The organism is Micromonospora sp. NPDC004336, from assembly GCF_053602615.1.
The window spans coordinates 25144-43581 of record NZ_JBSGDY010000015.1 but is presented as its reverse complement, the minus strand read 5'-3'; the positions used below and the strand labels follow the sequence as shown (position 1 = coordinate 43581).

Annotated in this window: 16 protein-coding genes, 2 tRNA genes and 1 pseudogene; 12 read left to right on the top strand and 7 right to left on the bottom strand. The window is 72.2% G+C overall.

Going from position 1 to position 18438, the window contains the following annotated elements; all coding sequences use genetic code 11:
• Window positions 1-91: 91 nt before the first annotated feature.
• A tRNA-Ser gene (locus ACWENR_RS05900) sits at window positions 92-182 on the top strand.
• Between the two features lie 36 nt (window positions 183-218).
• Window positions 219-291, top strand: a tRNA-Arg gene (locus ACWENR_RS05895).
• Window positions 292-366: 75 nt separating this feature from the next.
• Here the strand turns inward: ACWENR_RS05895 and ACWENR_RS05890 are convergent.
• The 3 genes and pseudogenes from ACWENR_RS05890 to ACWENR_RS05880 form a co-directional block, all read right to left on the bottom strand.
• Window positions 367-534: pseudogene (locus ACWENR_RS05890) on the bottom strand (site-specific integrase); the annotation flags it as partial.
• Between the two features lie 133 nt (window positions 535-667).
• Entirely contained in the window at window positions 668-1114 is a 447-nt protein-coding gene (locus ACWENR_RS05885; RefSeq protein ID WP_452275920.1) for a hypothetical protein, read from the bottom strand.
• A gap of 626 nt (window positions 1115-1740) precedes the next feature.
• The gene (locus ACWENR_RS05880) at window positions 1741-2112 is read right to left on the bottom strand and encodes a DUF4267 domain-containing protein (protein WP_452275919.1); all 372 of its coding nucleotides are present in this window, start codon (window positions 2110-2112) and stop codon (window positions 1741-1743) included.
• An 87-nt stretch (window positions 2113-2199) separates the two neighbouring features.
• Here ACWENR_RS05880 and ACWENR_RS05875 point away from each other — a divergent pair, with 87 nt between their 5' ends.
• Complete coding sequence (locus ACWENR_RS05875; RefSeq protein ID WP_452275918.1) at window positions 2200-2778, top strand: TetR/AcrR family transcriptional regulator; 579 nt, start codon at window positions 2200-2202, stop codon at window positions 2776-2778.
• A gap of 295 nt (window positions 2779-3073) precedes the next feature.
• On the opposite strand, the gene sigJ is transcribed toward ACWENR_RS05875, so the two are convergent.
• Window positions 3074-3997: an RNA polymerase sigma factor SigJ gene (gene sigJ, locus ACWENR_RS05870; RefSeq protein ID WP_452275917.1), complete on the bottom strand. Its 924-nt coding sequence runs from the start codon at window positions 3995-3997 to the stop codon at window positions 3074-3076.
• A gap of 100 nt (window positions 3998-4097) precedes the next feature.
• On the opposite strand from sigJ, the gene ACWENR_RS05865 reads away from it, so the two are divergent.
• Window positions 4098-4466 carry a hypothetical protein gene (locus ACWENR_RS05865; RefSeq protein WP_452275916.1) on the top strand — a complete coding sequence of 123 codons (369 nt, stop codon included), beginning with the start codon at window positions 4098-4100 and terminating at the stop codon, window positions 4464-4466.
• A 152-nt stretch (window positions 4467-4618) separates the two neighbouring features.
• On the opposite strand, the gene ACWENR_RS05860 is transcribed toward ACWENR_RS05865, so the two are convergent.
• The 3 genes from ACWENR_RS05860 to ACWENR_RS05850 all read right to left on the bottom strand — a co-directional run bounded on the left by ACWENR_RS05860 (window position 4619) and on the right by ACWENR_RS05850 (window position 5906).
• Window positions 4619-5149 (bottom strand): DoxX family protein, encoded by a 531-nt coding sequence (locus ACWENR_RS05860; protein ID WP_452275915.1) that lies wholly within the window; start codon window positions 5147-5149, stop codon window positions 4619-4621.
• Between the two features lie 102 nt (window positions 5150-5251).
• A complete protein-coding gene (locus ACWENR_RS05855; RefSeq protein ID WP_452275914.1) occupies window positions 5252-5401 on the bottom strand; it encodes a hypothetical protein in 150 nt (49 codons plus the stop codon).
• A 64-nt stretch (window positions 5402-5465) separates the two neighbouring features.
• On the bottom strand, window positions 5466-5906 hold the full coding sequence (locus ACWENR_RS05850) for a DoxX family protein (protein ID WP_452275913.1): 441 nt from the start codon (window positions 5904-5906) through the stop codon (window positions 5466-5468).
• An 801-nt stretch (window positions 5907-6707) separates the two neighbouring features.
• On the opposite strand from ACWENR_RS05850, the gene ACWENR_RS05845 reads away from it, so the two are divergent.
• The 8 genes from ACWENR_RS05845 to ACWENR_RS05810 all read left to right on the top strand — a co-directional run bounded on the left by ACWENR_RS05845 (window position 6708) and on the right by ACWENR_RS05810 (window position 18391).
• The gene (locus ACWENR_RS05845) at window positions 6708-11054 is read left to right on the top strand and encodes a non-ribosomal peptide synthetase (protein ID WP_452275912.1); all 4347 of its coding nucleotides are present in this window, start codon (window positions 6708-6710) and stop codon (window positions 11052-11054) included.
• A gap of 178 nt (window positions 11055-11232) precedes the next feature.
• Window positions 11233-11916, top strand: a complete 684-nt coding sequence (locus ACWENR_RS05840; RefSeq protein WP_452275911.1) for a class I SAM-dependent methyltransferase — start codon at window positions 11233-11235, stop codon at window positions 11914-11916.
• Window positions 11913-13361: a class I adenylate-forming enzyme family protein gene (locus ACWENR_RS05835; RefSeq protein WP_452275910.1), complete on the top strand. Its 1449-nt coding sequence runs from the start codon at window positions 11913-11915 to the stop codon at window positions 13359-13361. Before ACWENR_RS05840 ends, ACWENR_RS05835 begins: the two co-directional genes overlap by 4 nt.
• On the top strand, window positions 13358-14161 hold the full coding sequence (locus ACWENR_RS05830) for an alpha/beta fold hydrolase (RefSeq protein ID WP_452275909.1): 804 nt from the start codon (window positions 13358-13360) through the stop codon (window positions 14159-14161). Before ACWENR_RS05835 ends, ACWENR_RS05830 begins: the two co-directional genes overlap by 4 nt.
• A complete protein-coding gene (locus ACWENR_RS05825; RefSeq protein WP_452275908.1) occupies window positions 14158-15168 on the top strand; it encodes an ATP-grasp domain-containing protein in 1011 nt (336 codons plus the stop codon). Before ACWENR_RS05830 ends, ACWENR_RS05825 begins: the two co-directional genes overlap by 4 nt.
• Window positions 15165-16325 (top strand): AMP-binding protein, encoded by a 1161-nt coding sequence (locus ACWENR_RS05820; protein WP_452275907.1) that lies wholly within the window; start codon window positions 15165-15167, stop codon window positions 16323-16325. The genes ACWENR_RS05825 and ACWENR_RS05820 overlap by 4 nt, the downstream gene beginning before the upstream one ends.
• Window positions 16326-17774, top strand: a complete 1449-nt coding sequence (locus tag ACWENR_RS05815; RefSeq protein WP_452275906.1) for an MFS transporter — start codon at window positions 16326-16328, stop codon at window positions 17772-17774. It begins immediately after the preceding gene.
• On the top strand, window positions 17771-18391 hold the full coding sequence (locus tag ACWENR_RS05810; protein ID WP_452275905.1) for a mycothiol-dependent nitroreductase Rv2466c family protein: 621 nt from the start codon (window positions 17771-17773) through the stop codon (window positions 18389-18391). The genes ACWENR_RS05815 and ACWENR_RS05810 overlap by 4 nt, the downstream gene beginning before the upstream one ends.
• The last annotated feature ends 47 nt before the right edge of the window (window positions 18392-18438 follow it).

Genomic DNA, 18438 nt, shown 5'->3' with positions numbered 1-18438 from the left:
GCCGGACGGCCGGGCGTACCGGGGAAGTCGCTTTGCTCCCGATCGGCCGGGCCATGTATTCTCGGGCGCGGTGGTCTGCAGGGGCCACCAGGGAGACTTCGCCTAGTCTGGTCTATGGCGCCGCACTGCTAATGCGGTTGGGGTCTTAAAGCCCCTCCCGGGTTCGAATCCCGGAGTCTCCGCGCGAAAGCCGGGTGTGTAGACTGGCTGAGCACCGAGCGCCCGTAGCTCAATGGATAGAGCATCTGACTACGGATCAGAAGGTTAGGGGTTCGAGTCCCTTCGGGCGCACAGCAGGTGAGGGGCCGTTTCGGGTAACCGAGACGGCCCCTTCTCCGTGGGTACAGCAGCAAAGTACAGCAGTAGTCATGCCGACTCCGTGCCGTTCATGCGGTCGCCCAGGCGCTTCAACGCCTCACGAGTCTGCTTCGAGCTGACCCGCGTGTAGATCTCCATCGTGACCTTGAAGTCGGCGTGCCGCAGGATCTGCATGGCCACCCGTGGGGGCATGTCGAGCTCGGCCAGGATGCTGGCGCGGCCCCAACCAGCGGCAAGAAGAGCACGATCCGCCAAGCCGCCTGGCTGGCTGGCGATGAAGTTAGGGCGGTGAGCTTGGTCGAGGGGGAGCATCTTTGCAAGGCGGGGGTCCCTGCGGGATGTTGCCGGGCTACGGGCTGAGGCGGTCCACCGTAGGCCGTTCGGTGACGCTACGGCCGAAGTCCGTCCGGTGCAGGTAGCTAATCTCCGTCGAGTCTTCCCCGGTCCACGGGTCCTGCGCGACATACCGCTCGGTGCGCGGGAGCGCCACCTCGACGAGCTTGCCGTCGTACATCATCCACAGGCCAAAGCAGTCGTCTTCCTCGTCGTGGATCAGCACCTGCACCGTCTCAGGGCGCGGCCAGGGGAGCAACTGCAGGTACTCCAGCAGGTGGGCCCAGTGGCGCCGGTGGGTGAACTCGGCTGCCCACCCGCCGCCGAACGAACCTGGCCATTGGCTCTCAATTGGCACGAAGATGTTGTTCCACGGACGTGTCCCGTCGTTGTCCCGGGTCAGTGGGGCCATGACGTCGTGGGCATCGGCCGCCAACACGACAACTTCCGCGAATCTGCTCACCCCAGTATTCGATCTTTGGAGGGGAGGTGACCGCAACCGCCTTTGATGCCACCGCTGCGGTTGCGGCCTTGATCGCTTCTGCATGATGGGGCAGATCTTTCCGACATCTGGGATCTGCTGCTCCGTTGTCGGTGTGCTGTTTCGGCGGTGGCCGTGCCGGCCGGGTGCTGACCCCAGCATTGCGTGTCGGCTGGTCGGGATCGCTGGTCGGGATGCCCATGTGTCAGGGGTGTGACTGTTGTCCACGGTGGTCAGTGTCGTGGTTCTTGCCCGCCGAGGTGGGCGCCCGGGTCGTTCGCGTCGTCGAACTGGCTGGCGCAGGGTGACGAGTGGGGGTTGCCCCGCGGGCGGCGAGCAGTAGCTGGTGGCAGCCGGTGGGTCCACGCATCTGATGTTGCGCTCTGCTCGTCGCCCGGCTTACCGGGCGGCCCGCTCCTCGGACGCGACCCGCGCTCTCGTTGCTCGGCGCCGGATGTCGGGGCTGCCGGTGGACCAGGCCCGCGCACCTTCGTCATGGCCGCGCGGTGCCTTGCGGCGCCGTCCAGCAGGTGGAACAGCTCGACCGAGTTGGCGTGGTGGTGCGGCCGGGGCGCCGTTCGCGACATCGAACGCCTCCTTCGGGGTGTTCACAGGGCGAACAGCAGGACGGCGTCGAGGACCACGACCACGGCTGTGGCGAAGTGGATGCCGAAGGCGACGGCCTTCGTGCCGCCGTGCCGGAGCACGACGACGGTGTCGCCCAACGGGTTGAGCGCGACGATCAGCATGAACCACGCGACCGCGTCGGCGGTGGTGAAGGCGATCAGTGCGAGGCCGAGCAGGCCGTAGCTGAGGTCGCGCAGGCCCTTGATCGTGAGGTAGGCGGGGTCCCCGTTCGGGGCGGCCGGGACGCCGTAGCCGGCGGCCGAGGCCTGCGGCGCCAAAAGGAAGCGGGCGCCGATGAAGACGACGAAGAGGCTGAGGACGACGGCGAGCCCGTAGGCGATGGGGCTGAGCATGTTCGGCTCCGATGCTAGCGCTGCTAGATGTGAGAGCGAAGCTAGCAGAGCGGCGACAGGTTGGCTAGCGGTGCTAGGGTTGTGAGCATGTCGATTCGGGCCCGCCGGGAGCGGGAGCGGGCGGAACGGGAGCGGGCGATCGTCGCCGCGGCCCGGGATCTGGCTGAGTCGGAAGGCTGGGACGCGGTCACTACCCGCCGACTCGCCGCCGAGATCGAGTACAGCCAGCCCGTCCTCTACAGCCACTTCAAGGGCAAGGACGCCATCATGGCGGCGGTCGCCGTGGAAGGCTGCGGTGACCTGGCCGCCGAACTCGCCGCCGCCCGGGCCGCCGCGACCGACCCACGGCAGGCGGTGTCCAACATCGCCACGGCGTACGTCGCGTTCGCCGAGCGCCGGCCCGCGCTCTACGACGCGATATTCAACCTTCCCGTCGACCTGTCCTTCGCCAGCCAGGACGCGCCGGTCGAGCTGGCCCGGGCCTTCGCCGAGCTGGCCGAGACCCTGCGCCCGGTCGCCGGCGACGACGACCTGGAGACGTTCACCGAGACCTTCTGGAGCGGACTGCACGGCCTGGTCACGCTGATGCGCAGCGGCCGGCTCCGGCGCGCGGAGCACGAGCGGCGACTGGCCCTGCTGGTCGACCGCTTCACTCGGCCAGGGTGAGCTGCCCGCCACGGAGGAGCGCACCCGATGGCCGACCACCCACCCGTCGCCGTCGCGATCGACGAGCCGCTGCTCAGCTACCTCGACGGGACCCCCAGGAACACCTGCCGCAGGAACGCGGCTTCGGCTCGGAGACGACCCGCCGGCACGCTCTGCGGAGCGAGGGGTAGCTACAGATCATTGCTGGTCGGGTTGTGTGTCGGGTTCGAGTGTCAGTCCGGTGGGAGCGAGGAAGCCGTTCAGCAGGCCGGTGCGGTACTGGATGCTCTTGACCCGTTCGACGGCCAGAGCCTGCTCACCACCGGCCCTCCCGCGCCCACGGCTGCAGCTTCTCCGGGTTGCGGACCGCCCAGATCCGGGTGACGCGCCCGTCGGCGACGTCGAACGAGGCTACGGTCACGACGACGCCGGCACGCTGGGCCACCAGGCCCGGCACACCGTTGACCGTCCGCTCCAGGAGTTCGAGCCCCGGAGCACTATCGGCAATGGCGACCATGTACCGGGCGATGCGCGCGCCGCCCTCGACCGGGCGCAGGACGGTGCCGACCACGCCGCCGCCGTCGGCGGTCATCACGGCAGCCGGGTTCAGGAGACCGACGAGGGCTGCGACGTCCTTGGTCTCCCATGCCTCTTTGACGTGCCTCACCACGTCGGCCTGGCCGGTCGCCGTCACCCGGGCACGCGCGTCGCCCACCCGCCGCCGGGCGGAGGCCGCCAACTGCTTGCAGGCCGCAGGGGTCCGGCCGAGAACGTCGGCGATCTCGGCGAACGGGTACCGGAAGACCTCGTGCAGGACGAACGCCACGCGCTCGGCCGGCGTCATCGACTCCAGGACGACGAGGAAGGCCATGGTGACCGACTCGTCCAGAACGATCTGCTCGGCGGGGTCCGCACGGCCGGTGGGGTCGGCGCCGCCCGCGTGGTCCCACTCGGCGCGGTCGGGCAGCGGCTCGGGCAGCCACGCGCCGACATAGCGTTCACGGCGGGCCCGCGCCGAGCCGAGCAGGTCCAGGCAGATGCGGCTGGTCACCGTCGTCAGCCAGGCGCCGGGGGAGAGGATCTCCTCCTGTCGGCTCCGCGGCAGCGCGTACCAGCGTGCGTAGGCATCCTGTACGGCGTCCTCGGCCTCGGTCACCGAACCGAGCAACCGGTAGGCGACATTGATCAGTTGACGTCGCTCGCCGACCACCTCGTCCGCGCTGGTCGTGACAGTCCCCATGCTTCCGGCCGCCCCTCGCCTTACCTTTCGCAGGCCCGCATCGTCGGACTGGTGAGACCTTATCGACCTGCTGCCCGAGGGCGGAAAAGGGGACTGTGACATGACCACCCAGGTGACGGCGAACGCACGACGCATTTTCTCGTTCCTGCAGGTCGCGATCGCCCTGCAGACCCTGACCATCTTCCTTCAGGCGGTCTCCGCCGGGCTGCTGTTGACCTCGTCCTACGGGGAGACGCTGCACAGCGTCGGAGCCCGTGTGATGTACGGGGCGTCGATGCTGTACGTGCTTGCGGCGGTGCTGGCGTGGAAGCCCGGCGGCAGTTCCTTCCGGCCCGTCTGGCACGCGTCGGGATTCCTCGCACTCGCCTCGGTTCAGGTCGTGCTGGGCATCGCGCACGTCCCGTCGCTCCATCTCCCCCTGGGTGTCTTGATGTTCGGCCTGAGTGTGCTGGCGCTGGCCCGGCGCTGAGGTCCCATGCGTGTGGACCGGATCAGCGGGTCCCTTCGGGCGCACAGCAGGTCGGAGGCCGTCTCGGGTGACCGGGACGGCCTCTTCCCCGTCCTGGACGGCAGCGAGGTGCAGCAATGGTCACTCCGCGCCGCCCGGTCGCTCCCCCGGGCTCAGATGGCGCGGTTCGCGGCGCGGGGTTCCCGTGCGGCGACGGCGGGGCGGGCCGGCCGCCTGTCGACGACGCCCGCGGCCCAGAGGGCGACCGCGATGAAGACGATCTGCTCCGGAATCCGGAACCACAGCGGCGTGGCGGGATCGCCGTTGAGCGGCACGTCTTCCAGGGCGGCGTGGACGTTGGCCGGGAACATCAGCACGAACAGGACGGAGAGGCCGATCCCGGCTGCCTTACGGGTGCGGGCCACGACGAGTCCCAGGGCGCCGAGAAGCTCCAGCATGCCGGTCGCATAGACCGCCAGGCGGGGGAACGGGACGAACGGCGGAACCATGGCCACCATGTCGCCGTGGCTGGGCATCACCGTGACGCTGTCGGGGAGAAAGTGCGCGGCACCGGTGAAGACGAGCATGACGGCCAGCCCGTGGGCCGCGCTGGTCCGCCAGTCGGCGAACCGACGCACCCCGACCACGGCGAGCAGGCGGAACCCCAGCGTGGGGATCGCCAACAGCATGAGTGTCGTGAACAAGTCTTCTCCCTGGATGACGGTCGGCGGGTGACGAGGGGCGAGGCAGCCGGTGAAGAGCGCGGCTCCGTACGCGTGACGGGCGGGGACGGGCCGGGAAGACCGTCAGGCATCGGTGACGGCGAGTGGTACGCCGCAGGCGTCCTCGGCAGCGACGGGGGTGAAACCGAGGGCCGCGTAACGGGCGGAGGCTGCGGCGAGGCCGGTGGTGATGAGCACGGTGTGGTCGATGTCGGCCGCGTGTTCGGTGCTCATGCGCGGTGTCCCTCCTGGATTCCCGGGTTGACGTGGTGCGGCTGGCGGAACCGACGTTGCGAGCTCACCCGGCCGCCGCGACCGCGGCGGCGATGAAGAGCACCTGCAGGGCCGTGCGGGTCGGCAGGGGGGTCACGGGTTTTCCGGCCAGGGTGAGACCCCGGCGGGCCGCCGAGACGTTGGCCGGGAACATCGCGAGCATGAGCACGGCCAGCCCGATCGCCGCGTACGGCGCGGTCGGCGGAAACAGCAGTCCGGCGGCGCCGGCGAGTTCCAGGACGCCGGTGAGCGTGACCAGCAGGGCGGGGTGCGGGATCACCGGCGGGATCATCGCGACGAAGTCGCGGCGCCACGAGGACAGGAAGTGGGGCACGCCGGTGAGGACGAACATCAGGGCCAGCGCGCCCCGTAGGGCCGGCTGCCAGGCGTCCAGGGCGTCGATGCCGGCCAGGCCGATGAGCCGCAGGACGACGAACCCGCCCGTCAGGGCGATGAACGGAACCATCTCGTCTCCAATCTTGTCACCGCAAAGATTGGAGGAGGCTCCTCATCTTGTCAATGTAAAGATAAGTGAGGGCCGCCACGTCGAGCCTCGGGGCGGGATGGGGTGAGTCGACCAGCCGGGCCGGCGCGACCGGGGGGCAGGTCGGTGCGCCGCGCCGGCGACGAAAGAGGCGCGCCGCGACCAGGGGCGAGTCGGCGGGTTGCGCCGGCGACGAAAGAGGCGCGCCGCGATCAAGGGCGAGTCGGGGCGCCGTGCCGGCGACGAAACGGGCGAGCCGGTAGTTCTGGGCCGGTAGCCGACCTGCCGCCGAGCGAAAGACCTATCGCCGCAAGGCGCCAAATCCTGCTTATCCGCCGATGTGGCTCATGGCTCCTCTGTCGCCACTCTTCGGGCGCCGGGGCGGCGCGGCGGCGCATTATTTCTCACCTGCAACTTCCACCGCCACCCCTGGGGCACGCCGCTGCTGCCAGGTAGTTGACATTGGGGCGACATCGGCTCGCGTCAGTGACGGAGGGATTACGAGAAATTGCCTTCCGGCCTGCGGAATCGCGGATGATTCGCCCCCGTCATGACGCTCAGTGATGGCCGGTAAGTTGACTGTGATCCACATCACTGATCATCCTTACCAGTCGGGTCGACTTGGTCATCTACAGTCGGGAATTGCAAATCCGGTTCTGATGAGCTGTTGTCCGGCGTGGCGTCGGACGGAAATCATTGGGGGATTGCCGAATGCCTGTGTTCCCGCGGGGGGAAGCGGCTTATGTGTCAAGTATTCGGAACGGGCAGTCAAATCCACGATCGTTGGACGAGCAATCGAAGGCGGTAATCAGGGCGTGCATCGCCGAGCTCGTCGCGCTCCTCGGTGAGGACCCGCTGGCGGGCGGCCCCGGGGTCGAAGGGCCCACCGCCCTGCCGCTCACCGACCTTCAGCAGGCCTATCTCATCGGCGAGCAGGGGGTGGCGGGGCACGCCTCGCCAGCGCTCTACATCCAGGAGTACGCGTTTCCGGCGGCGTCGCCGCCGGATCCGGACCGCCTCGCCGACGCCCTCGCGCGGTTGCGTCGGGCGCGACCCGTGCTTCGTACGCGCGTCATGCCGGAGGCCACTCAGCATTTCGCCCCGGTCGACGACGACCCGAAGGAATTGCTCGTCGACGTGCTGGACCTGTCGGCCCGCGAGCCGGGGGAAGTGCCCGGAGAATTGCGGAGACTGCGGCGGGAAATAGTCGGAAACGTGCCGCCGCACGACGCGGGCAGGCCCTTCCTGTTCCGATTCGTCCGGCTCCCTGGCGGCGAAACGAATCTGCAGGTCGCGCTGCGCCTGACGGTGTTCGACGGAGCAACGATCCAGCTGTTCTTCGCCGAGTTGGCCCGTTGTTACGCCGATCCCGCCCATCTGCCCGCGCCCGAGCCGGAGAGTTTCGCGGACTACCTCGTCGAGCAGGAGGGCCGCAGGTCGCTCCCCGCCCGCCAGGGGGCGGAACGCTACTGGCGGTCCCGGCTGGCGAGCCTGCCGCCCGCCCCCGACCTGCCGCGCGCCCCGGACTCGCAGGCCGCCGAGGGCGACCGCGACGTGCCGCTGCACCGGGTGGCGCACCGCCTCGACGCGGACGACTGGAAGCGGTTCCGGCACCACGCCGCCGAGCAGGGGCTGTCCGCAGGCCTTGCCCTCTTCGCGCTCTACGTCGAGTGCCTGCTGCGGTGGTCCGGCGGCCAGCCCGGCACCGTGTCGGTGCTCTCCTCGGACCGGGTGACCGGCGCGCCGGGCCGGGAGCGGATGTGGGGCAACGCCGCCACCACCCTGCTGGTGGCGTACGACGACGCGCCCGGCCCGTTCGTCGAGCGGTGCCAGGCGCTGCAGAAGCAGCTCTACGCCGACCTCGACGCGGGCGAGTTCTCCGGGGTCGCGGTCGGCCGCGAGCTCAACCGGCGCGACGGCAGCGTGGGCAATCCCGTGCCGGTGGTGTTCAGCAGCGGCCTCGACCTGGTGCCCGGCATCTCCGACGGTTTCCGGCTCGCGCTGCCGGCCGGCACGCTGGCACACAGCGCCATCGCCACCCCCGAGGTGCTCCTCGACCACCAGGTCTTCGAGTTCGACGGCGCGCTGGTGTGCAACTTCGACCACGACCGGTCCGCGTACCCGCCGGGCCTCGTCGACGACCTCGCCGAATACCACCGGCACCGGTTGCAGCAGTTGGCCGCGGACGCCGACGCCTGGACCGGGGCGGGCCGGCGGCCGCTGCCCGTACGGCAGCTCGCCGACCGCCGGCGGGCGAACCACACGGAGGCCCCTGGCCTGGCGGGCGAGCTGCACGAGGCGACCGTGGAACAGATGCGGTGCCGGCCGGACGCCGTCGCGGTCGTCGACGCCGAGCGCAGCCTCACCTACGGCGAGCTCGACCGGCTGTCGGGGGCGCTGGCGGCCCGGCTGCGGGAGGCGGGCGTGGGCGCGGATCCGGGACGGACCGACCTGGTGGCCGTACGGGTGCCCAAGTCGTGGCGGCAGCCCGTCGCCGTGCTGGCGGTCCTCCGGGCCGGCGGCGCCTACCTGCCGGTCGGTCCGACCTGGCCGGAGGCGCGGGTCCGCGAGGTGCTGCTCCAGAGCGGCGCGACCGCGGTCGTCGCCACCGACGCCGCACCGCTCGACGGGCTGCCCGACCTGCCCGTCGTCGGCATGCCCACGACCACGGCCGGCCCGGACGCCACCGGCCCGGACGCCACCGGCCTGGACGGCACCGGCGGCGCGGACGTCATCGGCCCGAACGGCACCGGCGCGGACGCCATCGGCTCGGACGCCACCGGCCCGGACGGCACCATCGGCCCGGACACCACTGGCCCGGACGGCACCGGCGGCGCGGACGTCGTCGGCCCGGATGGCGCCGTTCTCGACGGCCTCGGCGGTGACCTGCGGCGCACCGCCTACGTCATCTACACGTCCGGTTCCACCGGCGCCCCGAAGGGCGTGGTGATCTCCCACGGGGCGGCGACCAACACCCTGCGGGACCTGGCGCGGCGGCTGGCCCTGACGTCGGCCGACCGGGTGCTCGCGGTCTCCTCGCTCGCGTTCGACCTGTCGGTCTTCGACATCTTCGCCGTCCTGGGCGCCGGCGGCACGGTGGTCGTGCCCGCGCACAGCGACGTGCCCGACCCCGAGCAGTGGGGGGAGCTGTGCCGGCGGCACGGCGTCACCCTCTGGAACTCGGTACCCGCGCTGTTCTCCGTCACGCTCGAATACCTGGCCGAGCGGGCGCCGGAGATGCTCCGGGCGCTGCGGCTCGTCATGCTCAGCGGCGACTGGGTCCCGATGCCGCTGCTCGACCGGATCGCGCGGGCGTGCCCCGCGGCCCGGGTCATGGCCGCCGGCGGCGCGACCGAGGCGTCCATCTGGTCCAACTACTTCTGGACCGAGGACCTGCCGCCGGGCTGGTCGAGCGTCCCCTACGGCTATCCGCTGGCCAACCAGACGATGCACGTGCTGGACCGGCAGCTGGCCGACGCGCCGACGTGGGTCCCCGGCGACCTCTACATCGGCGGGGTCGGGGTGGCCGACGGCTACCGGAACGCGCCCGAGCTGACCGGGGCGTCCTTCTCCACCGACCCGGTCACGGGCGAGCGCCGCTACCGCACCGGGGACCGGGCCCGGTACTGGCCCGGCGGCATCCTCGAGTTCCTCGGCCGGCAGGACGACCAGGTCAAGGTGGGCGGGCACCGGATCGAACTCGGCGAGATCGAGACCCGGCTCTCCGCACACCCGGACGTGCGCAAGGCGGTCGCCGTGGTGGCCGCCGGGCGGGGCGAGCCGTACCTGGCCGCGTTCGTCATCCCGGCGCCGGGCTGCGCCGCTCCGGACCCGGCCGCGCTGCGGGCGCACCTCGCCGCCGGGTTGCCGTCCTACATGGTGCCCGCCGTGGTCACCGTGGTCGACGAGGTGCCGCTGACGGCCAACGGGAAGGTCGACCGAAAGGCGCTCGTCGCGCGACTCGCCGCCGATCCTGCCGTACGCGGGACGGGTCCGACGGTCGTCGCGCCGCGCACGGCGGACGAGGCCCGGCTGCTCGGCCTGTGGCAGGAACTGCTCGGCCCGGAGGTCCGCGGAGTCACCGACGACTTCTTCTCCCTCGGCGGCAACTCGCTGCTCGCGGTCCGGTTGTTCCACCGGATCAGGGCGAGCTTCGGGCGGACCCTGCCCCTGGCGTCGCTGATGCGCAGCCGCACGGTCGCCGATCAGGCGAGCCTGCTGCGGGCGGGCGAGCAGCACCCGCACGGCGGCACGCCGCTGGTGCGCGTCAGGGACGGCGACGCCCGCACCCTGGTGCTGGTCCACCCGGTGGGCGGCGACGTGCTCTGCTACCAGCCGCTCGTCGAGGCGCTCGACCGGCAGGCGGTCACCGCCGGCGCCACCGTGTACGGGTTGCGGGCGGTCGGCCTGCAACCCGGCGAGGAGCCGCCGGCGGACATGGCGGAGCTGGCGGCCCGCTACGCCGAGGCACTGCGCGAGGTCCTGCCGGAGGGGGCGAACGTGCACCTCGTCGGCTGGTCGATGGGGGGCACCGTGTCGGCGCACGTCGCCGGGCTGCTGGAGGAGCAGGGCCGGGCCGTGCGCTCGGTCACCGCGATCGACTCGTTCACGGGCCGACCGGAGGCCCCCGCCGTGACCCTCCGGCAACGGCTCGCGGGCTTCTTCACCGACCTGGCGCAGGGCGAGGACGTCAGCGGTCACCTGCCCGGGGACGTCACCGCCGGCGAGCTGCCCGCGGCCCTGGGCGCCCTGCAGGACGCCCTGGTCCGGGCGGGCCTGCTCGACGCGCCGCTCGACGCCGGCGACCTGGAGCGGCTCTTCGCCGTCTACCGCCGCAACTCCGAGATCCTGGAGGGACACCGGCCCGGCGCGCCGCCCGAGCGGCTCCTGCTGGTGCGGGCGCGGGACACCCGGCGCGACGCCTTCCCCGGCCTGGTGCCGTTGGACGAGGTCATGCATGGCGTCGCCCGTCCACTCCCGATCGACGGCACCCACTACTCGGTCGTGCGCCCCGGCCGGGTCGCCGACGTCGCGGCCCTCGTCGCGGCGCACCTCGCGGCGGCCGAGGAGCCCGGGCCCACCGAAGCCGACGCCGAGGCGTACTACCTGCGCGGAAAGCTCTGGTGCTGACCAACCGGCCCCTGCCCCGGGGCCGGGGACGAGCAGCGCGGGACACCCACGACACCCGGGGCGGCGCGCACTGCCGGAACACCGACGAGGCAGGCGCGGCGCCCGGACGCGGGGTGGCCGGACACCACCTGGCCGACCCTGACCAACTGTTCAGCTCACGAAGCGGAGGGACCACGGCATGACCACGACAGCCGACAGAAACGAGATCTGGAACTCCGGCACGTTCGACGTGATGCGGCGCAAGCTCATCCCCTCCTTCGACCTCATCTACGCCAGCGCGGTGCACGCGGTCGTCGAGACCGTCCCGGAGACGGCGCGCGTGCTCGACCTCGGCGCCGGCACCGGGCTGCTGGGCGGCGCCGTCCTGGAGCGGCTCCCGCGGGCCGAGCTGACCCTGGTCGACCACTCGGACGCCATGCTCGCCAAGGCGCGGGAGCGGTTCGCCGGCAACCCCCGGGTCACCGTGCTGGTGTCCGACATGGCGGACCCGCTGCCGGCCGGCCCCTTCGACGCGGTCGTGTCCGGCCTGGCCATCCACCACCTCACCCACGACGCCAAGCAGGACCTCTTCCAGCGCATCCGCGAGGTGCTGACCCCGGAGGGCGTCTTCGTCAACGTTGAGCAGCTCGCCGGCCCCAACGCGCGGATCGAGGCGATGTACGACTTCCAGCACGAGGCGCACGTGCGGCGCGCGGAGTGCCCGCCCGACGAGTGGGCCGCCGGCCGCGAGCGGATGAAGCTCGACATCTGCGCCACCCTGGAGGACCAGTTGGAGTGGCTGCGCAAGGCCGGGTTCGGGCAGGTGGACTGCCTGGCCAAGGACTGGCGCTTCGGCACCTACGCGGCGTGGGTGGCGGCATGACGGCGGTGCTCTGCCAGGCGGTCGCCGACGTCGCGGCACGCCGGCCGGACCACGTGGCCGTCGTCGACGTCGACGGCGGTCGCATCCCCTACCGTGACCTCGTCGCGCTCGTCGAGCGGCTCGCCGCCGGGCTGCACGCCAACGGGATCCGGCCCGGCGACACGGTCGCGTTCGCGCTGCCCAACAGCGTGCGCTACGTCGCGCTGATCATGGCCGTCGCCCGGGTCGGTGCCCGGTACGTGCCGCTGATGCGCAACTTCACCGCCGCCGACACCGAACGGGCCGTCGGGCAGGCGCGCCCGGTGCTGCTCGTCGCCGGCCGGGACCACCACGTCGCCCCGGGAGCCGTGCCGGTCGTGTCGCTGGACGACCTCGACGCCGACGCGCCGCCGGCGCCGGACGAGCCGTACGCCGGCCTGTTCCGCCAGCTCTGGACGTCGGGCTCCACCGGCTTCCCGAAGATGATGGTGTGGCGGCAGGACAAGTTCGTCGCCGAGCGCCGGCGCTGGCTGGCCGACACCGGCATGACGGCCGACGACGTCTTCTACTGCCGGCACCCGCTCGACGTCGCCCACGCCACCGACCTGCACGTCTTCGCCGCCCTGCTCAGCGGGGCCACGCTCGTGCTGGCCGACCCGGACGACCCGCCGCGCGCCTACCTCGACCGGCTCCAGCGGGAGCGGGCGACGGTGATGAGCGCGCTGCCCGCGCACTACGAGATGCTCGTCCGGGCCGCCGCCGACACGCGGGTGGACCTGTCCGCGCTGCGGCGTCCGCTCTGCGGGGGCGCCTACCTGAGCCCGGACGTGGTGCGCGCCGCCGAGGCCACGCTGGGCATCCACATCCGGCAGATCTACGGCTCGACCGAGTTCGGTCTCGCCCTGGGCAACATGGCCGACGAGTTGCAGACCAGCGGGGCCATGCCGCCCGTACGCGGGGTCGGCGCGCGGCTGGCGCCGCTGGTGGAGGGGCACGCCGACATCGGCGAGCTGGTGTTGCGCTCCGAATGCACGAGCGAGGGCTACCTCTTCGCCGACGCCGCGAACGCGCGCACGTTCCGGGACGGCGAGTTCTGGACCGGCGACGTCGCGCAGGAGGTCGGCGACGGCGCGTACCGGATCGTCGGCCGGGTCTCCGAGGTGCTGTCCACGCCGGACGGGCCGGTGCTGGCCCCCGTGCTCGACGCCGAGTGCCGCGCGGCCAGCCCCGGCGCGCAGGTGGTGAGCCTGCCGCTCGACCCGGGCGAGCTCACCGACCGGGTGCTCGTGGTGGTCCGCCCCGCCGACGGCGGCGATCCCGAGGACGCGGTCCGGCAGGTCACCGCCGTCCTGGCCGGGCACCGGCTGGCCGCGACGGTGCGCCTGACGGACGAGATCCCGCACACGCCGGTAGGCAAGATCGACAAACCGGCCCTGCGCCGCCGCTTCGCCCTGGTGAGCCGATGATGCGCGCGGAGTTCCACGGCGCCGGGCCGGACCTCGTTCTCGTCCCCGGGCTCGCCGCCAGCCGGCACTTCTTCGACCCGACCGTTGCGGAACTCGCCCGCGACCACCGGGTGGTGACCGTCGACCTGCCCGGGCACGGCGACGCGCCGGCGCCGACGAAGCCACCCACCCTCGCCGACTGCGCCGCCGCGCTGCACGAGGTGATCGAGGGCCTCGGCTCCGACGACGTGACGTTGCTGGGCTGGTCCCTGGGCGCGACCGTCGCCTGGACCTACCTGGAGGAGCACGGCACCCGGCGGGTCCGTCGGCTGATCAGCGTCGAGCAGACGCCCTGCCTGATCGCCCGGGACGGCTGGCCGTACGCCGCGTTCGGCTCCCTCGACGAGGCCGGGGCGGCGGCGCTGCTCGGCGACGTGCGCCGCGACTGCGGGGCCTTCGCCGAGACCCTGGTCCGCAGCTCCTTCGCCGTCGACGGCCCCGCCCCCGACGAGGCGCTCGTCGCGGACCTCGTACGCCAGGCCCGCCGCGCCGACGCCGACGCGGTCGGCGGCCTGCTCGCCGACGTGCTCGCGCAGGACTGGCGGGACCGGGTGGCCGCCCTGCGGCTGCCCACCCTGCTCGTCCACGGCCGCCGCAGCGCGGTCTACCCGCCGGAGGTCGGCGCCTGGCTGGCCAAGGCGATCCCGGACGCCCGCGTGGAGTTCCTCGAGCACTCCGGCCACCTGTGCTTCCTCGAGGAGCCGGAGGCGTTCGCCGCCGTTGTCCGCGGCTTCCTGACCGATGAGGAGAAGCAGTCATGACCGCCAGCACCGAGACGTCCGCCCCCGCCCTCGCCCGCCGGCTCTGCTGGATCTATCCCGACCGCGGCACGGTGCGCCAGCGGGCGGCCGAGGCCGCCGCCATCTGGACGACCTACACGGAGATCGCCAAGGACTGCGGCCTGGCCATGTCCCTGCACAAGGCGGAGTCGCTGGCGGTCGAGGCCGTCGGCGCGGAGCACCGGGTCTTCCTCGACGGCGAGCGGATCACCCCGGAGGACACCATCCTGGTCACCTCGCTGTGGTCGCTGCCGCACCAGGTGCAGGAGGTCTGCAACCAGCTCTTCGCGTACTCGATCGTCGAGCAGGCCGGCTTCTACCTGCCCATCCACCCGCGCATGTCGTACATCACGACGGACAAGATGGCCACCATGCTCTACCTGCGGGACTGCCCCGTCCCGCGGGTGCCCACCGTGCGCATCGGCACCGGCCGCGACTCGATCAGCCGGCACTACGAGCCGGTGCTGGAGAAGCTCGACTTCCCCATGCTGGTCAAGCCCGCGTACTGGGGGATGGGCCAGGGCGTCTGCCTCGCGAACAACGAGCACGAGCTGCGCGGGCTGATCGGCCTCGCCGGCGGCGCCGACACGGCCCTGGTCGTCCAGCCCTATCTCGGCACCGGCGTCAACGACTTCCGGGTGTACGTCGTCGACGGCAGGGCGCACACCGTGCTGCGCCGGATCCCGCAGGGGGAGTCGCTGACCGCGAACCTGGTCAACGGCGGCCGGCTGGAGTACCCGCCGCTGCCGCGGGAGCTGGAGGGCGCGATCGACTACATCGCCGACAAGCTGCGGATGCCGTACTTCGCGGCCGACTTCCTCTGGGACGGCAAGCAGTTCTGGCTGTCCGAGGTGGAGCCGGACGGCGCGGTCGGCTACGCCACGACCGAGGAGATCGCCAAGATCCAGCGGCCGGTGATCGAGGCCCGGTTCCGCGCGTACATCGCGGCGCACGCCGCCTGGATCGCCCGGGCGGGGGACGCCGCATGACCGCGACGATCGGCGACCTGCCCTGGGCGGACGTGCTGGCCCAGGCCCGTTTCCTGGACGGGCGCGGCGGCTTGCCGGTGCCGCCGGGCGCGGCCGCCCTGTCCGACCTGGCGGTGAGCGGCCCGGCCGAGATCGTGGCGGTCACCCGGGAGTTGGCCAGACAGACCGGCAGCGCGCTGATGTCCAGCGGCGGCACCACCGGCAAGCCGAAGCTCACCTACGTGCCATATCACCAGGCGGTGGAGCGGGTGCTGCGGGAGTGGCGGCCGCTGCGGCCCGACAACGTGCTGCTCAACCTCTTCAACCCCGGGCGGCTGTGGGCGTCGCACTACTACATCCACGCCCTCGCCGAGCGGTCGCGCTGCACGGTGCTGCCGTCCGGCGCGTACCCGCCGGAGGACGTGGGCAACTGGGTCCCGATGTTCCGCGAGATCGGCCTCGACGCGCTCACCGGCACCCCGAGCGCCCTGGCCGACTTCGCCGAGGGCCTGATCGCGGCGAACGAGACGCTGCCGATCCGCACCGTCATCTGGCTGGCGGAGCCGTGGACCGACGCCAAGCACCGGATCGTGCAGAAGGCGTTCCCGGAGGCGGAGTACTGGGCCAACTACGGCTCGGTGGAGACGTACATCATCGCCACCAACACCCCGGCCTGCGACCTGCAGACCCTGCACCTGATGCCCGACCAGACGCTCGAACTGGAGGAGGCGGGCGCGCTGCTGAGCCGGCGTGGCACGGGCTGGACGATGCCGGCGGTGCGTTACCGTCTCGGGGACCGGCTGGCCTCCGCCGAGTGCCGTTGCGGCCGTCCCGACGGGCTGCGGGTCCTGGGGCGGGCGGACGACGCGGTGAGCCTGCGCAGCGCCCTGTTCAGCGTCGGTGAGGTGGTGTCGTTCGCGCGCACCCTGCCCGGCGTGGAGGAGGCTCAGCTCGTCCTGACCCGCGACACCGAGTCGCCGAGGGCGGCCACCGCGCTGACGCTGGAGTATTCCGGTGACGCCGCCGCCGAGGACGTGCGCGCCCACCTGACCGCGCAGTTCTACCACCTGGCGGCGGTGCACCGGCAGGTTCCGGGCGCGATCACCGCCCGCCGGGTCGACAAGGTGAGTCGCGTCGAACGCACCAACAAGGTGCCACCCGCCATCTGGAGGCAGTGAGTGACGTCGGAAGCCCTGCAGCAGGAGACCGCCGCCCGCCGGGGATGGCGGGAGAATCCTTGGGTCAGCCTCGTGGTGCTGGCCCTCGGGTTCTTCCTGACGATGCTCGACGTGTCGATCGTCAACATCGCCATCCCCGACATCCGCGCGGACTTCGGCGCGTCCCTGCCGACGGTGTTGTGGGCGGTCAACGCGTACGTGCTGGTGGTGGCCGTGCTGCTGATCACCGCCGGTCGCCTCGGCGACCTCTTCGGTCCGCGCCGGCTGTTCGTCGTGGGCATCGCCGTCTTCACGGTGTTCAGCCTGCTCTGCGGGCTGGCCCGGGATCCGGGCCAGCTGATCGCCGCCCGGGCCGTGCAGGGGCTGGGCGCCGCGCTGCTGCTGCCCCAGACGATGGCCATGATCGTGAGCCTGTTCCCGCCCGCGCGGCGGGGCCTGGCGATGGGCGTCTGGGGCGCGGTGGGCGGGGTGGCGGCCGTCGCGGGCCCGTCCGTCGGCGGCCTGCTGGTGACCACGCTGGACTGGCGATGGATCTTCCTGGTCAACGTGCCGATCGGCGTCGCGGCGGTGGTCCTGGCCCTCGTCGCCGTACCCGACCTGCGCTTCGACCGCCGGCACCGGCTCGACGTGGGCGGCATCGTGCTGGCCTCCGCGGCCCTGTTCTGCCTGGCCTTCCCGCTGATGGAGGGCGAGCGGTTCGACTGGGCGCCGTGGACGCTGCTCATGCTCGCGGCGGCGGTCGTGCTGGCGGTGGCGTTCGTCTGGCACGAGCGCGGCCGGCAGGACCGGGAGCCCCTGGTGCCGTTCGTGCTCCTGGGCATCCGCTCGTACTCCGCGATGGTGGTCGTGGCCGCGGCGGTCTCCTTCGGGATTATTGGCTTCATGCTGCTGATGACCCTGTTCTTCCAGTCGGTGCTGGGCTTCTCCGCCCTGGCCGCGGGCCTGGCGCTGGCGCCCCCGGCGCTGATCTCGACCGTGCTCGCGCCGTTCGCCGGGAAGATCACCGATCGGCTCGACGGCCGGGTGGTCCTGCTCGGCGGGTTGCTGCTCACCGTCGCCGGGATGGGCTGGGCGGCGGCGGTGATGCGGCTCGACGCCGCCTGGCTGACGTTCCTCGGCCCGATGGTGGTGATCGGGCTGGGCAACGGGCTGCTGATCGCGCCGATGGCGGCGGTGGCGATGCGCGAGGTGCAGCCGGCCCTGGCCGGCGCCGCGTCGGGCCTGCTGAACACGGTCCGCCAGCTCGGCCCGGTGCTGGCGGTCACGCTGGTCGGCCTGCTGCTCGCGCAGCGGTTGTCGGCGTGGGCGGACGGCGCCGCGCCGGTGGACCGGTACGCGGAGGCGCTGCGGCTGGGGATGGTGCTGCCGGTGGCGGCGATCCTGGTCGGCGTCGTGGCCTGCCTGCCCGGCGCCCTGCGCACCCTCCGGAGCCGAGGAGGAGCGGCGTGAGGGTGGGCTTCTGGTTCGACCCGCTCTGCCCCTGGGCGTGGATCTCCTCGCAATGGCTGGTGCAGGTGCAGCAGGTCCGCGGGATCGAGCCGTGCTGGGACCTGATGAGCCAGGCGATCCTCTACGAGAACCAGGACCTGACGCCGGAGCAGCGGGACACCGTACGCGAGATGATCAAGCCGCTCCGCGTGCTGGCCGCCGCCGAGCAGCGGTACGACGGCGACGCGCTGCCGCTGCTGTACGCCGCGCTGGGCGTCCGCTTCCACGACCGGGGGCTGCGCCACCGCCTGGACGTCCTGCCGGAGACGGTCGGCGACGCGCTGCGGGCGGCCGGGCTCGACCCCGGCCTGGCGGCGGCGATGGAGAGCACCGAGTTCGACGGGCGGATCCGCCGCTCCCACGACGAGGCGGTGAGCCGGGTCGGCCCCGACGCGGGCACCCCGGTGATCGAGGTGGACGGGCCGGCCGGGCGGGTCGCGTTCTTCGGCCCCGTGGTGTCGCCCGCCCCGCGCGGCGAGGCCGCCGGCCGCCTCTGGGACGGGCTGCTCCTCCTCGCCGGCACACCCGGCTTCTCCGAGCTGAAGCGCTCGCGGACCCAGGGGCCGGTGTTCGACTGAACGTTCGCTGACCCGACGACATCCTGCTGTTGAGACGGGGGAGTTCC

Coding starts and splice junctions, on each gene's coding strand:
- ACWENR_RS05865 (WP_452275916.1), top strand. CDS start 4,098: ATGACCACCCAGGTGACGGCGAACGCACGACGCATTTTCTCGTTCCTG.
- ACWENR_RS05875 (WP_452275918.1), top strand. CDS start 2,200: ATGTCGATTCGGGCCCGCCGGGAGCGGGAGCGGGCGGAACGGGAGCGG.
- ACWENR_RS05880 (WP_452275919.1), bottom strand. CDS start 2,112: ATGCTCAGCCCCATCGCCTACGGGCTCGCCGTCGTCCTCAGCCTCTTC.
- ACWENR_RS05835 (WP_452275910.1), top strand. CDS start 11,913: ATGACGGCGGTGCTCTGCCAGGCGGTCGCCGACGTCGCGGCACGCCGG.
- ACWENR_RS05840 (WP_452275911.1), top strand. CDS start 11,233: ATGACCACGACAGCCGACAGAAACGAGATCTGGAACTCCGGCACGTTC.
- sigJ (WP_452275917.1), bottom strand. CDS start 3,997: ATGGGGACTGTCACGACCAGCGCGGACGAGGTGGTCGGCGAGCGACGT.
- ACWENR_RS05850 (WP_452275913.1), bottom strand. CDS start 5,906: ATGGTTCCGTTCATCGCCCTGACGGGCGGGTTCGTCGTCCTGCGGCTC.
- ACWENR_RS05855 (WP_452275914.1), bottom strand. CDS start 5,401: ATGAGCACCGAACACGCGGCCGACATCGACCACACCGTGCTCATCACC.
- ACWENR_RS05830 (WP_452275909.1), top strand. CDS start 13,358: ATGATGCGCGCGGAGTTCCACGGCGCCGGGCCGGACCTCGTTCTCGTC.
- ACWENR_RS05825 (WP_452275908.1), top strand. CDS start 14,158: ATGACCGCCAGCACCGAGACGTCCGCCCCCGCCCTCGCCCGCCGGCTC.
- ACWENR_RS05820 (WP_452275907.1), top strand. CDS start 15,165: ATGACCGCGACGATCGGCGACCTGCCCTGGGCGGACGTGCTGGCCCAG.